This window comes from Paenibacillus sp. P5_B5 (assembly GCF_056400365.1).
The window spans coordinates 415,780-430,237 of the sequence record NZ_JBFULK010000005.1 but is presented as its reverse complement, the minus strand read 5'-3'; the positions used below and the strand labels follow the sequence as shown (position 1 = coordinate 430,237).

At 40.6% G+C, this 14,458-nt stretch carries 13 protein-coding genes; all 13 read right to left on the bottom strand.

What is annotated here, in order from left to right:
• Position 1: 1 nt before the first annotated feature.
• Positions 2-985 (bottom strand): 3,4-dihydroxyphenylacetate 2,3-dioxygenase, encoded by a 984-nt coding sequence (hpaD, locus tag AC1DOK_RS09750; protein ID WP_477554062.1) that lies wholly within the window; start codon positions 983-985, stop codon positions 2-4.
• Positions 986-1,010: 25 nt separating this feature from the next.
• Complete coding sequence (hpaB, locus tag AC1DOK_RS09745; protein WP_477554061.1) at positions 1,011-2,483, bottom strand: 4-hydroxyphenylacetate 3-monooxygenase, oxygenase component; 1,473 nt, start codon at positions 2,481-2,483, stop codon at positions 1,011-1,013.
• Positions 2,484-2,506: 23 nt separating this feature from the next.
• Positions 2,507-4,003 carry a 5-carboxymethyl-2-hydroxymuconate semialdehyde dehydrogenase gene (hpaE, locus tag AC1DOK_RS09740; protein ID WP_477554060.1) on the bottom strand — a complete coding sequence of 499 codons (1,497 nt, stop codon included), beginning with the start codon at positions 4,001-4,003 and terminating at the stop codon, positions 2,507-2,509.
• A 61-nt stretch (positions 4,004-4,064) separates the two neighbouring features.
• On the bottom strand, positions 4,065-4,973 hold the full coding sequence (gene hpaI, locus AC1DOK_RS09735) for a 2,4-dihydroxyhept-2-ene-1,7-dioic acid aldolase (protein ID WP_477554059.1): 909 nt from the start codon (positions 4,971-4,973) through the stop codon (positions 4,065-4,067).
• 134 nt (positions 4,974-5,107) lie between these two features.
• A complete protein-coding gene (locus AC1DOK_RS09730) occupies positions 5,108-7,144 on the bottom strand; it encodes a methyl-accepting chemotaxis protein (protein WP_477554058.1) in 2,037 nt (678 codons plus the stop codon).
• Positions 7,141-7,872 carry an ABC transporter ATP-binding protein gene (locus tag AC1DOK_RS09725; RefSeq protein ID WP_477554057.1) on the bottom strand — a complete coding sequence of 244 codons (732 nt, stop codon included), beginning with the start codon at positions 7,870-7,872 and terminating at the stop codon, positions 7,141-7,143. Before AC1DOK_RS09725 ends, AC1DOK_RS09730 begins: the two co-directional genes overlap by 4 nt.
• Positions 7,872-8,654, bottom strand: a complete 783-nt coding sequence (locus AC1DOK_RS09720) for an ABC transporter ATP-binding protein (protein WP_477554056.1) — start codon at positions 8,652-8,654, stop codon at positions 7,872-7,874. Before AC1DOK_RS09720 ends, AC1DOK_RS09725 begins: the two co-directional genes overlap by 1 nt.
• A complete protein-coding gene (locus AC1DOK_RS09715; RefSeq protein WP_477554055.1) occupies positions 8,654-9,727 on the bottom strand; it encodes a branched-chain amino acid ABC transporter permease in 1,074 nt (357 codons plus the stop codon). The genes AC1DOK_RS09720 and AC1DOK_RS09715 overlap by 1 nt, the downstream gene beginning before the upstream one ends.
• 9 nt (positions 9,728-9,736) lie before the next feature.
• On the bottom strand, positions 9,737-10,618 hold the full coding sequence (locus AC1DOK_RS09710) for a branched-chain amino acid ABC transporter permease (protein ID WP_477554054.1): 882 nt from the start codon (positions 10,616-10,618) through the stop codon (positions 9,737-9,739).
• Between the two features lie 38 nt (positions 10,619-10,656).
• Positions 10,657-11,874, bottom strand: coding sequence for an ABC transporter substrate-binding protein (locus AC1DOK_RS09705; protein ID WP_477554053.1), 1,218 nt, complete (start codon positions 11,872-11,874; stop codon positions 10,657-10,659).
• A gap of 168 nt (positions 11,875-12,042) precedes the next feature.
• Positions 12,043-12,927, bottom strand: coding sequence for a cytidyltransferase (locus tag AC1DOK_RS09700; protein ID WP_477554052.1), 885 nt, complete (start codon positions 12,925-12,927; stop codon positions 12,043-12,045).
• Positions 12,928-12,942: 15 nt separating this feature from the next.
• A complete protein-coding gene (locus tag AC1DOK_RS09695; RefSeq protein ID WP_477554051.1) occupies positions 12,943-13,416 on the bottom strand; it encodes a flavin reductase family protein in 474 nt (157 codons plus the stop codon).
• Positions 13,417-13,622: 206 nt separating this feature from the next.
• On the bottom strand, positions 13,623-14,306 hold the full coding sequence (locus tag AC1DOK_RS09690) for a GntR family transcriptional regulator (protein WP_477554050.1): 684 nt from the start codon (positions 14,304-14,306) through the stop codon (positions 13,623-13,625).
• Positions 14,307-14,458 lie beyond the last annotated feature (152 nt).

Below are 14,458 nucleotides of genomic sequence, written 5' to 3'. Positions count from 1 at the left end.
CTTAGATTAAGTGCTCCGGTTTTCTAGGTGCTAGAACAGGAGGCTTCTGATCTGTCTCTTCTCCTGTTTCAATATCGATGAACGGCGTACCTTCATCAAACCAGGATGCAGGTGTCTTACTTCCCCAGAACGTTTGTCTTCTTGGGTCGTTAATACTCCATTTAATTGGTCCAAGATCAGGATCACTTGTCAGATAGTCACCGTTATATAACTCTACGCGAATACCATCTGGATCTCTCAAGTATAAGAAGAATGCGTTGGAAAGTCCATGTCTACCAGGTCCTCTTTCAATACTATCTTGATAGCCAAGGGACGCAAGCACATCACAAGCATGAATGAGAGCTAACGGATCAGGTAACCAGAAGCCCACATGATGAAGTCTTGGGCCATCGCCGTTCATGAAGGCTTGATCGTGTACATTTTGCTTCCGATGCAGCCAAGTCGCATAATAGGTATCATCTTCAAGAGCGGTATATTCCGAGCAAGCGAAGCCGAGATCCTGTGTAAAGAAATTATAGGCTTTAGTTACATCGGGAACAAAACAATTCACATGATCCATTCGCTGAATTCTAGCGCCTTTGTATAGGTCATATCTTTGAAGTAATCTTTCAGCCTTATCCATCTCTGCATAAAACTCTAAGGAAAGTCCGCTAACATCCTGCGCACGCAAAGTTCTTCCAATCGCATGTTGAGAGCCTTTGGGCATCCATTTGGTTTTGAGGCCTTTGGATACGAATAGCTTCTCGATTTCCTCCAAGTCACTTTCCTTCATAACTTTATAACCTAGTACAACAATTCCTGGTTTGTCGGCTTTTATCAAATGAAGACTGTGATGATTATGCTCCTCTAGACCGCGAAGGTACAAATTGTTCTCGTCACTTTCAGTTATGATAAAGCCCAAAGCATCAACATAAAATTTTCTTGAACGTTCAAGATCAGTTACATTCATAACCACATTTGCAATTCGAATAATTGAGAAATCCATTTTGTTGCCCCCAATTCTGAAATGTTTAACGACTACTCACTAACTGTTCGGAACGATCCAAGAATTCCTTCACACGATCAACATATACTTGCTTATCATATCCACTGTATAAAGCGCCAGCCATTCTTACTGGATCTCCGAAGAAGAAGCGTTCATACAACGTTTGACGAGTACCGAATGCGCTCATACATACATCCCATGCCAAACGATACAGCTTAACTCGATTGTAAGCGTCGCCATTTGCAGCCTGTAAGTACTTGTCCAATTCAGGGCGGAGAACAGAATTAAAATCTGCTTCGCTTGGAATTGCCATTAATCCGCTTGCTCCAAGGAGCTGCATAATTTCAGAAAAACGCGGGTAAATCTTCGGGAAGTAGTTACGTGCTGCATTAAGAGGAGCGAAATCAGGCGTCATGACTCCAAAGCGGTCAACCTTAGCATTTGCTTCAGAAGCAATTAAAAACGCTTTCATTGCTTCAAGCACGATAATTACTTCTGACATTTTTTCCTGTACATGTTGATATTGTCCGATATTAATCGTTTCTACCATTAACTGAAGAATACCAAGAATGAATTCCGTTTTTGCAACGTTCTTCGATACGACTTGGTGTGTCATATGAACAGCAGCGTTACTTTCAGAGTAAGCACGATTACAAATATCAGCATTACCAAGTGCAAAGATTCGATCCCAAGGAACAGTAACGTCATTAAAAACAACAATTGCGTCCATCTCTTCAAAACGAGAGCCTAGTGGGTGATCAAAATTGGATCTGCCGTAGTCAAACGATTCTCTGCAAATAAACTTCAATCCAGGTGTATTGTTAGGAATTGAGAACGCAAATGCATGCGGATTCTCCTCTTCCGATTGCTTTAGTAGCGTAGATGGGAAAACCATGATTTCATCGGTTATTCCACCTTGAGTAGCGAGCAAGCGAGCACCTCGAATAATAACACCATCATCATTCTTCTCCACAATACGAGCTGCTATATAAGGATCCGATAATTCATTAATTTGAATACCACGATTCACTTGCGGCTGAATGAGCGTATGAGTAAGTGATAAATCGTTTTCACGAATATATTCCGCATATTTCCTCATGTTTTCAGCATACATAGGATCCTGTACTCCGAACATATCTGCGGCAGCCCCATAGGCCATCATTCCTGCATTGATATAATCAGGGGAACGACCCATCATACCGCCATTATACTTCGCCCATTCCTGAATCATCTTCCGTCTTTGTTCTAAATCTTCCTTGGTGCTTGGTTGTAAGAAGGAAGTACCTACGCGTTCACCTGATGTTGGCGATACATAAGTCATGATCTCTTTCTTGTTAGGGTCAAATTGCATATCATACAAAGCAGCTTGGCTTTTCATAACCCCACTGAAAGCAGGATGTTCCGATACTTTACCTGTTATCTGTTTCCCATCAATCCAGACATCTGATTGTGCTTGGTCTACACGGTCGATATACTGCTGGCCTGTCTTAGCTGGCATGGTACTACCTCCTCATATGGTTGTTACACGGTAACCTTCTTCTTGCCGAATGCTGGGATGTGCTGCTCATCTAATGCTACATGAACGATCTGTGTTTCTGTATAGAACTCGAATCCGTAGTGACCCCCTTCACGACCGATTCCACTTGCTTTGGAGCCTCCGAAAGGTGTACGCAAGTCTCTCACATTCTGTGAATTGAGCCACACCATTCCGCAGTCAATCGCTTGTGCCATACGGTGTCCCCGCTTAATATCATTGGTCCATACATAGGCAGCTAATCCATACTTACAATCATTAGCCATATTTAAAGCTTCCTCGTCGCTCGAGAATGGGATTACCGTAAGCACGGGACCAAAAATCTCTTCTTGTGCAACCGTCATTTTATTATTGGCACCCAGAATGAGCGTTGGAGCTACATAGTTACCCGCACTAAACTCAGGAGGAATAATAGGAGAAATGACCTCAGCACCTTCTTTGCGTGCGATATCAATATATCTCATGACATTAGCGTAGTGTTCACGGTGGATAAGTGGACCTACTTCTGTCGTTGGATCCTGCGGATCACCTACTTTGATACTAAACAATCTTTCCTTCAGCTTATCTACAAATTGATCATGGACAGATTCATGAATGAGGAGTCTGGAATTAGCCGTGCATCTTTCGCCATTAAAGGAGAAAATTTGCCATACAACAGCATCTAATGCTGTATCTAGATCAGCATCTTCAAATACGATTGCTGGGGATTTGCCGCCAAGCTCCATTGAGTATCTCTTAAGCGTATCCGCACCGTTCTTAATAATTGCAGAACCTGTTGATGTCTCTCCAGTAAAGGAAATCAATTGTACTCCTGGATGAGCTACGAGTGGTGCTCCACATGTCTCGCCGAATCCGTGTACGACATTGAAGACACCTTCTGGTAAACCTGCTTCATGAATAATCTCAGCTAGTTTATTGGCTGTAAGTGGCGACCACTCCGCCGGTTTCAATACACATGTATTTCCGGTAGCAAGTGTCGGAGCCACCTTCCATGTCTCTAGCATAAACGGTGCATTCCATGGTGTGATCAGTCCAGCAACGCCAACTGGTTTGTGAATCGTATAGTTGATAAAGGAGTTATCGACCTGATATGATTCGCCAACTAGACGACTCTTAACCATCTCCGAGTAGAAACGGAAATTTTGCGCTGCACGTTCAGCTTGTTTCTTCGTCTGTGCAATGGGTAAACCGCTGTCCAATGATTCTAAGTACGATATTTCTTCTGCGTTCTTCTCGATTAATTCAGCGATCTTAATGATATATTTCATCCGTTCGTTAACGCTCATTGTCCGCCATGGACCTTCGTCGAATGCTTTACGAGCCGCTTTGACTGCTTTATCGATATCTTCTGCGAATCCCTCAGCGACTTCGTTAATCGGCTCGTTGCTGAACGGATTGATGTTTTGGAACACACTGCCTGATACACTCTCAACGAACTGACCATTGATATAATGCAGCACTTTGCCAATTTTAGTCTGATTCATGTCTTCCTCATTCCTTTCCGTCTCACAATCTGTTCTTCTTAGGGCAGCAATCCTCATGGTATTATTTAATAATTTTGTATTGAATAAGTGTTTCTTTTAACTCTTTATATAGCGCATCTGATGTTGGTCCAAGTGGTAGTCTCACATCAGGATTAATTTTACCCATCATACCCATCGCAGCTTTGAGAGGAACTGGATTCGTATCTTTAAACAGAACGTCATTGAGTGTCATTAAGTAATAATGAAGTTCAATCGCTCTCTCTACATCCCCCGCAACCCAGCTATTATAAAGCTCAGCTACTTCCTTAGGAGCAACGTTTGCTGTTGCCGCAACATGACCTGCTCCACCGATCGCTAGCATTGGGTAACAAAGAAGCTCAATTCCTGAAAACAAGAGGAAGTCTCTTCCGCAACTATGTAGCACACGATTTACATGTTCAAAGTCTTTATTAGATTCTTTAACTCCGACAATATTGGTGCAATCCTCTGCAAGTCTAGCTAGTGTACTCACTTCCATGTTTACTGCTGTACGGCCTGGAATGTTATATAGAATGATTGGAATATCTACGGAATTAGCGATGATTTTAAAATGATTATATAGCGCTTGTTGATTCGGTCTGTTGTAATAAGGCACGATTACTAGTGCTGCATCTGCCCCCATTTCTTGCGCAAGCTTCGTCAAATGTAGCGCCTCTTCGTGATTCGTAGATCCTGTTCCTGGCATTACGGGTACACGCTTATTTACAGTCTTAATCGCATTCTCCATAACAAGTTCACGTTCTTTGATGGATAGTGAACTGGGCTCTCCAGTCGTACCAGTCACGGAGATTCCATGTGAACCGGATTCGATGTGCCATTCAATGAGGCTGCTCATCACGTTCAAGTCCACTTTATTATTCGTATCAAACGGGGTGATTATGGGTGCAATAGACCCTCTCAAACGTTGTGTTGCTTCGGCTAAATTTGTCATGATACTCATCCCTTCTGTTCCATGTTAGTAAATAATATTAATCTTCTGAGTTGACTAAAAATTTTATTTATATCGTGATCATATAACAAATAATATATGCTTTCAAGTATTATTTTACTAAATCATATATGATATTATATTCTAAAATTCTTTAGTGACTCTTTAAGCGTATTCGACAACAGTTCAAGCGTACTTGACAGCTCAAGCAAACCTTCACTCATTCTTAACTGTTCGATACTCAGCGACGATACTTCCTCAGAGGTCGCAGATGATTCCTGTGATAGCGCACTTACATGACCCATTACGTTAGTCAACTCTGATTGAGATTCATCAAGGGTATAGATGGATTCTGTAACACCTTGTAAGCTCTCAACGAATGCCCCCATATGATCCTGTACCTGTTCAAATACAACTTTAGCTTCCTTTGCAGATTCAATCTGTTTATTAAAGATAGGGTAAGCCTTCGTCATGACAGCTACCGTCTCGTCAATCTCCCTTTGAATGAGGTCAGTGATGCCTTCTACTTGTTCAATGGATTCCTTAGATTGATGAGCTAGACTACGGACTTCTGCGGCTACCACTAAGAACTGTTTACCCGCTGAATTCGCTCGACCCGCTTCAATTGAAGCATTAAGCGATAAGATGTTCGTCTGTTTAGCAATCGATTTTAGTAAATTGAGTGCTTTTTGGATCGACAACGTACTTTGTTTTAAACTGTTGACTCTCGTCACCATTGAACGTGTCGTGGTTTCCGTTAGGTTCGTTTGCGAAGCTAGCTCTGTCATTGCAGCAGAACCACTTTCACTCACACTTTGGATATTTGTTACGATATCGGTCATCTCTACATTAGAATTTTGAACTTGGCCCATTTTGTTACCAATCTGATGCGTTAATTCATAGCCTTTATCAGCTTCCACAGCTAAGCTTGTCGCACGCATTGCTACTTGTTCGTTCGCAAGAGCAATCTCATTCGCTGAAGAAGATGTCCTTTGGGATACTTCCAATAGTTTACCTGCTGTAACGAGCACCTCGTTCGTTGTGGCAGTTGTTTGCCTCATAAGCTTCGTAATTTGCTCCATCATCAGGTTAAAACTTGAGCCAAGCTGTCCTATTTCATCCCTGCTACGGAATTCAGTACGAACTGTCAGATTCCCTAGTTCGCCTTCTTTCATCAAATTTCGCAAATTGGTCAGTGGACGGCCAATCATTCGGGCGACGAAATAACCAGCAACAGATGTAACAACAATAGAGATAGCAATCATGATAATCGTTACCCACAGGATCGAATCTGTTTCCTTTAGTAGCTCAGATAACGAAGCGGCTGTGGTAACATTCCAACCAGATGTGCTCATTTTCTTATACGAAACGAGTTGTTTGCCATCTTGCCCATCTATAAATGTAGATTGACCCTGTTCTTTTGCCAATTCAAATTGTGAGTTATTAAGCTCAAGATCGAATAATTCTCCGATTTTGTCCTCTTCTGCTGTAAGAACTAGTTTGTTCGCATCATCTAAAATGACAACACGGCTACTGTCGCTGATTTTAATTTTTTCGAGGACAGAATCAAGAAGATCCTTCCTGATCTCGACCATAAGAACATAGTTTGGACCCTTCTGATCTGCGTTCGTTAATAAGCGAGCAAGCGCAAAAACAGCTTCTTTCCTGGTACCACTATAACTTGTACTTCTCGGTTCCATCCATATAAGAGATCCTTCGCCTTGCAGGACCCTTTCAAACCATGGTTCTTTCACAATGGCATTATTACTAGCTAGAGAAGCATTGAATGTGCTGGAAATCATCATCGAGCCATCAACGGGAATTAAATAGACACCATCAATACCCGAGTTTGTACCTGCCATGCTATTAAGAATATTGCCTGTTGTAACGGCTAAAGGTACTTTCTCAGCATCACTGTCACTGAGTGTAAAATATTTCTTAGTATTAACCTGAAAATTCTGATCAGCCAAAATTTGAGTTGCTGTATTTTCAAAATTATGAAAAATAAGATCCAGCTTATCCGCAGCCTGTTCAATCGTTTGTACTGTTGAGGAGGACAGTTTATCTTCAATAATCCCTTTTGATTCATAGTAGGAGAAAAAACCAACAATGGTAACAAGCGAAACCGTGCAACAAAAAAACAACAGGAATAGTTTTACACCAATTTTTCTCATAGTACAACAGTCTTGTTTTTGCCTAGATAAGCGCTGCGAACATCTGGATGATCCATTATTTCAGAGGCTGTGCCTTGTATAGCGATTTCGCCTCGTTCGAGTACACAAGCATGTTCCGCTACACCAAGGGCAGCTTTCACATTCTGCTCAACGAGAATGATCGTCGTATCAAACTCACTTTTTAGTTGCGAAAAGATCTCCATGATACTCTTCACAATAAGCGGTGCTAGTCCGAGTGAAGGCTCATCCAACATCATTAATTTGGGATGAGACATTAATCCGCGACCAATCGCAAGCATCTGTTGCTCACCACCACTAAGTAGTCCCCCCGGACGTTCCAGCATTGTTTTTAATTTTGGAAACATCTCAAGTACTTTATCATAATCCTGCCCAATGCGTTTCTTGTTCTTCCCCATACGGTGATAGGCACCTAGGAGTAGATTGTCTTTGACAGAAAGCGAGTCGAATATTTGTCTACGTTCAGGTACGAGACAGATTCCTCTAGCAACAACCTGTTCAACTTGTAATTTGGTAATATCTTCACCTTCAAAAATAATACTGCCTGCCTTAGGAGTATACACACCAGCAAGGGTTCCGAGTAGCGTACTCTTACCTGCTCCATTGGAACCTACAATAGATAGAAGCTCTCCCTTCTTAACGGAGAAGGAAATACCTTTGAGCGCATGTAAATGCCCATGATAAGTGTGCAAACCAGATACTTGTAACATCAGATCACGATCTCCTCGTCTCCCAAATAGGCCGCAATCACCGCTGGGTTATTGTATATTTCTGTCGGGGTACCTTCTGCAATTTTCTCACCAAAATCAAGTACAACGATATTATCTGCAATCGACATTACCGTTTCCATGTCATGCTCTACGAATAGAAACGTCATTCCATCTGCTCTCATGCGTTCGATAATAGTTACCAGCTTCTTGGATTCTTGTGGATTTAAACCCGCCATTGGTTCATCAAGCAGAATGAGCTTCGAGCCTGATGCTGCTGCTCTAGCAATCTCGAGGAGACGCTGATTACCATATGGCAGCGTATCGGCTTCATCATAAGCAAACTCGAGCAATCCGACATTATCGAGCTGTTTCAGTGCATCTTCATGCACTTTCTCTTCCTCTCGAATAACGGAAGGGGGTCTGAATGCAGAACGTATAATCCCCGTCTTGAGCTGAGTATGAGCGCCCGTCATGACATTCTCAACAACAGACATGTTTCCGAATATTTGCAAATTTTGAAACGTTCGCGTTATCCCGATCCTTGCTATTTGTGAAGGCTTAAGTCCCGTAATGTCTTTATTCATAAATTGAACATTTCCTGAAGTCATCGGAAGAATTGCGGTTATCATATTAAATAACGTTGTCTTCCCTGCACCATTCGGACCAATTACAGCAGTGATTTGACCCGGATCAATATCAAATGAAACGTCATTAACAGCTAAGACACCGCCGAACGATTTCGTCAGATTAGATACTTTAAGTAGGGGTGAATGAAATTTCATCACACTTCACCTCCAGGGGTATCAACATTTTTTTCGATTTGAGTTTTACCTTTCATCCTGGCACTATTACCATTCTTCTTGATCGCCGGGAATAATTTCCCTCGTAATTTACCAAAAATGGAGGCTAATCCTTCTGGCATATAAATAAGCATGACAACTAGCACGATACCGAAGAAAATAATCTTGAATTCATCACTGCCAGTCGTTACAAATATAGGCATGATTTCTTTCAACACTTCACCGAGAGAGACATAGGTGAGAGCTCCCACTAGTCCACCCCATATGCTTGCGCCTCCACCAAGTACCGACATAATCAATAAATGGATCGATGTGTTTGAATTAAATAGCATAGGGTTTATAAATGAAATGTAGTGAGCATATATACTGCCAGCGACAGATGCGAATACAGCACTCATAATAAAAACTTGTAGCTTATACTTTCTCGTATCGACACCTATTGAATCTGAAGCCACTTCACTGCTCTCAATCGAGCGCAAAGCACGACCTACACGAGATTGAATGATGTTGCGAGTTACCAAAATACCAACAAGCACCAATATCCACACGAAATAATAATACTTAATGTCTGTATCAATTTTTATCCCAAAAAAGTTCAAAGGAGGGATATTCAGGAATCCTTCTAAACCACCTGTTACTCCCTTTAATTGCTTGAATATAGCAAACATAATCATTCCGAAGCCAAGCGTCGCCAGCGCTAAATAATGACCCGTTAATTTGAGCGTTGGTATACCGACGATATATGCAATGAGTGCTGCAAGTAATATACCAACCGCAATCCCAGCTACTGAAGGCAGTCCCATTTTAACAGTAACAAATGCAGAGGAATATGCTCCTATTCCATAAAATGCAGCATGACCTAAAGAGATTTGGCCAGCGTAACCCATCAACATACTAAGTCCCGTACAGATTAATCCGTAAAGGCCGATAATGATCAAGGTACTCAAGATATAAGCTGAAGGAGAGAAGAGTGGAATAATCATAAAAGCTAGGGCAAAAAACACGATTCCTTTGACACTACGAGTATAAACATTACTAATTCCCGATTTATTCATCACGGCCTCCTATACTCGTTTACCCGACATTTTTGCAAACAGGCCGTTCGGTAAAAAGAATAACACCAGAAGCAACACACCGAAAATAATGAGGTCCTTATAACCACTCGACCATAGACCTTCAGTAAATGCTTCAAGCAAACCTACGATTAATGCGCCAACAATCGCTGCAGGAGCATTTGTTAATCCACCAATAACTGCAGCAATAAATGCCTTCATTCCAAGCATCAATCCCATTTCATATGTAGCACCCGAGATTGGGGCTATAACAATACCTCCGATTGCACCTAGAGCAGCACTTACGCTAATCGCTATTAGGGACATTTTCTCAGGTCTAATACCCATTAACTGTGCTGCAAAGCGGTTAACAACACATGCTGTAACGGCCTTTCCCATATAGGTACGTTCGAAGAAAACATACATAAAGAATAAACTAATTAGTGTTACACCGATAGCCCATAGACTCTGCAGTTGGATGACTGCACCGAGAATATTAAGGGGTTTGCCTTCTGTAAAGGGAGGGAGGATCTTAGGATCCGTCCCCCAGATTAATAGCGCAATACCTCTTACTGCAATCGCAACACCTATCGTAATAATAATCATCGTTGAGCCCTTCGAACGTCTTGCTGGATGAATTGCAACTCGTTCGAATAAGGTACCAATTAGAAATACACATAGAATGGTTAATATAAATGCGGGTATTTGAGGCATCCCTGCAGAAACCAATGATATGGAGATCATCGCACCAAGCATCGCAAATTCGCCTTGAGCAAAATTTAATACGCCAGTGATGTTATAAGTTATTACGAAACCGGTTGCAATTAACGCATAAATGCTGCCAATGGTCAATCCGGAAAATATAAGTTGAATGATTTGCTCTTGGAATTCCATTAGCTATATCCTCCCTTATGACAAGTTAAGATCACACTTTACTTTTTCAATGTCCATTTCTTACCCTTGATTTCAATTATGGATAATGCATCCGTTTTCAAACCGTTATGGGTTTTGTCTGACATAGTAAAGATACCACTGATACCTACGAAGTCTTTCGTACCATTTTCAATCGCATCACGAAGTTTAACCGGATCTGTTCCTGCTGTTTCAACTGCCTTCTTAATAATTTCGAAAGCATCCCATACATGTCCACCGAATGTACTAGCTGCATAACCATATTTGGCCTCAAATTGCTTCTTGTAATTCTCTAGAACTTTCTTCTGTACATTGTCATCCCCAAGTTGATCCGATACTAGTAAACTTCCTGCTGGGAAAACAACACCTTCTGAAGCATCTCCTGTAAGCTCGATAAATTGTGCATTCGCTATACCATGAGATTCTATAATGGGTAAAGTAATACCAAGTTCACGAACGTTCTTGGTTACAACAGCTGATTCTTGTGTCGTTCCCCATATGATAATCGCTTGTGGATTCGCATTTTTGACACGTGTTAACATTGGCTTAGCATCATTAACCGTTGGTTCGAATACATCTTCAATTACTGCTTTAATACCTGCTGCTGGAGCTAAATTCTTAAATTCTTCATGCGCACTTGATCCGAATGAATTATCGACATTTAACCAAGCGATATTCGTTAAATTATTCGCCTTCAGATACTCAATTACACGTGGTACAACTAAATCGTCACCTTGTGCTGTTTTGAAAATAAATTGCTTAGTTGGAATATTAATCTTTTTACTAGCTGCAACTGCGATTAATGGTACCTTAGCTTTCTCAGCAAGGGGGATGATTGCAAGTGCATTACCAGAAATCGTGCCACCGACAATAACCGACACTTTATCCTGTTCAAGCAGCTTTTTCATGTTAAGAACAGCTTCATTCTGATCCGACTTATCATCGTATGAATAAAGCTCGATTTTCTTGCCACTAATTCCTCCAGCAGCATTCGCTTCATCGACAAGCATTTTAAGTGTATCCATTTGAGGCTTACCAAGTGTAGAAGAACCACCAGATGAAGAAAATACACCACCAATCTTAATCGTATCCGATCCTTTAGCTGGTGCTGGAGTTGATGAACCTGAATCCGGTTTAGTTGTAGCAGGAGCACTTGAACTTGAAGTAGTGCCTCCTCCACATGCTGTCATGACGATTAGTAACATACAACTGATGACAATAGACATGGTTTTTTTCATTTTGTACCCTCCATTTTTTTGAAAGAAAGCGTATTCATTCTGTTGTAAAAAGTTAGTTTTTGTTACATTATGTAGGATTTTCCCGTATACACAAATATCATATATTATTTCATATACAATAACAAGTACATTTCTAATAATTCAGATAATTCAATCCACTCTGGTCCCTTATACGCTAGCAAAACTTAATTCTACTGGAATTCGACAACGATCGGAGTGACTTAAATCACGACAAATCCATTTTACTTGAATAGAAGTTGCCTCATCACATTCTGGACAGTGAGGTATATCTAGAATTAATATACAGTGGCTGTCCAAAGAGAACCGTTCCCGACAAGTCCCTTCATATGATTGGTTATTTATTTCTGCTACGATTGTATAGACGCCAGACTCAGGAAGGTAACCATCCGTAATTACACTTAACTTTCCAAATGTAAGGTTCGGGTGCATAGGATTACCTATCACTTGCCCCGTAATCTCGTAATAATGACCTAGATAATCTGGAATTAGATCTACATCACCTGAAGAAATCAACTTACGGATCAGAGTGGAACTTATCTTCTGATTATTGTGCTCCACCTTAGCAACCGATGTTACTTCAAATTCATAGTGATAATCATTTGCTAGCTGCGTCATGTTTCCACCCCCCCGATATCCAAAGGTAAAATCAAAGCCAGCAACTACATGCTTACATTTCAGGCCAGTTATATAATATTTCACGAATTCTTGAGGAGATAAACGAGAGAACGGGATATCAAATCTTACGATATAGAGCTGCTCAACTCCAAGGCTTGCTAATTTTTGCAGTTTGTCATGAAAAGGTGTTAAGTATGGAAAGGCTCCGTGACTTGGATTTATTACCTCCGAAGGATGAGGTGTAAAGGTCATCAATGAAAACTGCAATTGTTTTTTCTCGGCAATTTCTTTGGCCTTACGTATAATGTGCTGATGACCTAAATGAATTCCATCAAAAAAACCAAGTGCCATCACACAATCCTTAGTGTCTAATGATGATAATTCTTCGAACGAATGGTTAAGAAATGTGATTTGCAATTTGCACTTCCTTCCTTAAATAGTGTCTATCTTCTCCATGCTGCGATATTTGCCCGCTGAAAATAGTAAGGGGTCACTATCATTTAGTGTTAAATGCTTAACTTCACCAATAAACAAAGTATGGTCACCCGCTTTGTGCGTTTGATAAACATCACATACGATGGTAGCTAATGAGGAACGTAGGACTGGCACATCATGAATCCATTCAAAATCAATCTCACGCTGTTCTTTAATTTGCCCTGCAAAGTACATAGACATCTCTTTCTGTTCTTCAGCTAGTATGCTTACAGCGAATTTTCCAGCTTCCTTAATTTTATCTAGCATTTTCGCTTTCTCACCAATTGAGATTAATACTAGCTTCGGATTTAGAGACACTGACATGAAGGCGTTTGCAGTCATGCCATGAGGTTCACCATTTAAACAAGTCGTAATAACGGTCACGCCAGTTGCGAACTTCCCCATTGCCATTCGAAAAGTTTGATCATCCATCCTCAAGACCCCCTATTGATATAATTGAGTTTATTGGTATTATCTTAAAATAAATCGTATATGATTACAAGTTATTTTTAATAAAATATTATATCTTTATACTATTTATGATATATCATTTGTTCCGCGATTAATCCTAACTCCTTTAAAGGTAAAAAAGAGGTGCAGCAATTGCACCCCCTACGAAACTGTCCCTAATAATTAGTTCACCGTGTTGAATTCGACTTTTCGATATTGATTTCCATATCTTTGCGATCTTTAAATGCTTTAACTGTATTTAGCTTATGCTGCCTTACAAACTGTTCATCTATTGTCTGTGCCTTGATCATTTCAATAATCTGAGCATGCTCCTTGATAGATTCTCTCGCACGTTTAGGCATAAAGGTAAAGCCAGATTTACGTACGCGATTCAACCGTTCCCATGTTTGGCGGATTTGTTCCTTTAAATACTCATTCCCACAATAATCAATAATGACAGCATGGAATTTACGATTCAATTCTCCGAATTCCTCAAACTCGAACTCATACAAAGCATCACTCATACTTTGATTAATTTGTTCTAGAAGCGTGATACTGTCCGAATCCATTATCTTACAGCTGAGCTCGGTTGCATATCCCTCAAGCACGGCTAATACTGCCAGAGTTTCCATATACTCTTCTTCATTAATTATACTAACAATCGCCCCACTATAAGGCTTGTACTGAATTAAACCATCCGCTTCAAGCTGACGAATCGCCTCTCTTACTGGTATTATGCTTAGTTTGAGTTCCTTGGCAATCTGGTCAATTACAACCCGATATCCCGGTCCAAAGACTCCATTTACAATCTGAGCACGAATAAAATCATAAGCAAGCTGCTTCTTATTTACGGTAATATTTGTAGTTTTCATATCTAGATCATAAACTAAACCATATATGATTTCAAGTCAAATTATGAGAGTAATCTGTTTGTTCGGGTTGTACATGCCTAAGGTGTGAATGACTCTAAGTAGTTAGTATTATTTCTGATTTAATTCAATTGTTCCTGCCGAAAGCCTGTGAA

Coding starts and splice junctions, on each gene's coding strand:
- hpaD (WP_477554062.1), bottom strand. CDS start 985: ATGGATTTCTCAATTATTCGAATTGCAAATGTGGTTATGAATGTAACT.
- hpaB (WP_477554061.1), bottom strand. CDS start 2,483: ATGCCAGCTAAGACAGGCCAGCAGTATATCGACCGTGTAGACCAAGCA.
- hpaE (WP_477554060.1), bottom strand. CDS start 4,003: ATGAATCAGACTAAAATTGGCAAAGTGCTGCATTATATCAATGGTCAG.
- hpaI (WP_477554059.1), bottom strand. CDS start 4,973: ATGACAAATTTAGCCGAAGCAACACAACGTTTGAGAGGGTCTATTGCA.
- AC1DOK_RS09730 (WP_477554058.1), bottom strand. CDS start 7,144: ATGAGAAAAATTGGTGTAAAACTATTCCTGTTGTTTTTTTGTTGCACG.
- AC1DOK_RS09725 (WP_477554057.1), bottom strand. CDS start 7,872: ATGTTACAAGTATCTGGTTTGCACACTTATCATGGGCATTTACATGCG.
- AC1DOK_RS09720 (WP_477554056.1), bottom strand. CDS start 8,654: ATGAAATTTCATTCACCCCTACTTAAAGTATCTAATCTGACGAAATCG.
- AC1DOK_RS09715 (WP_477554055.1), bottom strand. CDS start 9,727: ATGAATAAATCGGGAATTAGTAATGTTTATACTCGTAGTGTCAAAGGA.
- AC1DOK_RS09710 (WP_477554054.1), bottom strand. CDS start 10,618: ATGGAATTCCAAGAGCAAATCATTCAACTTATATTTTCCGGATTGACC.
- AC1DOK_RS09705 (WP_477554053.1), bottom strand. CDS start 11,874: ATGAAAAAAACCATGTCTATTGTCATCAGTTGTATGTTACTAATCGTC.
- AC1DOK_RS09695 (WP_477554051.1), bottom strand. CDS start 13,416: ATGGATGATCAAACTTTTCGAATGGCAATGGGGAAGTTCGCAACTGGC.
- AC1DOK_RS09690 (WP_477554050.1), bottom strand. CDS start 14,306: ATGAAAACTACAAATATTACCGTAAATAAGAAGCAGCTTGCTTATGAT.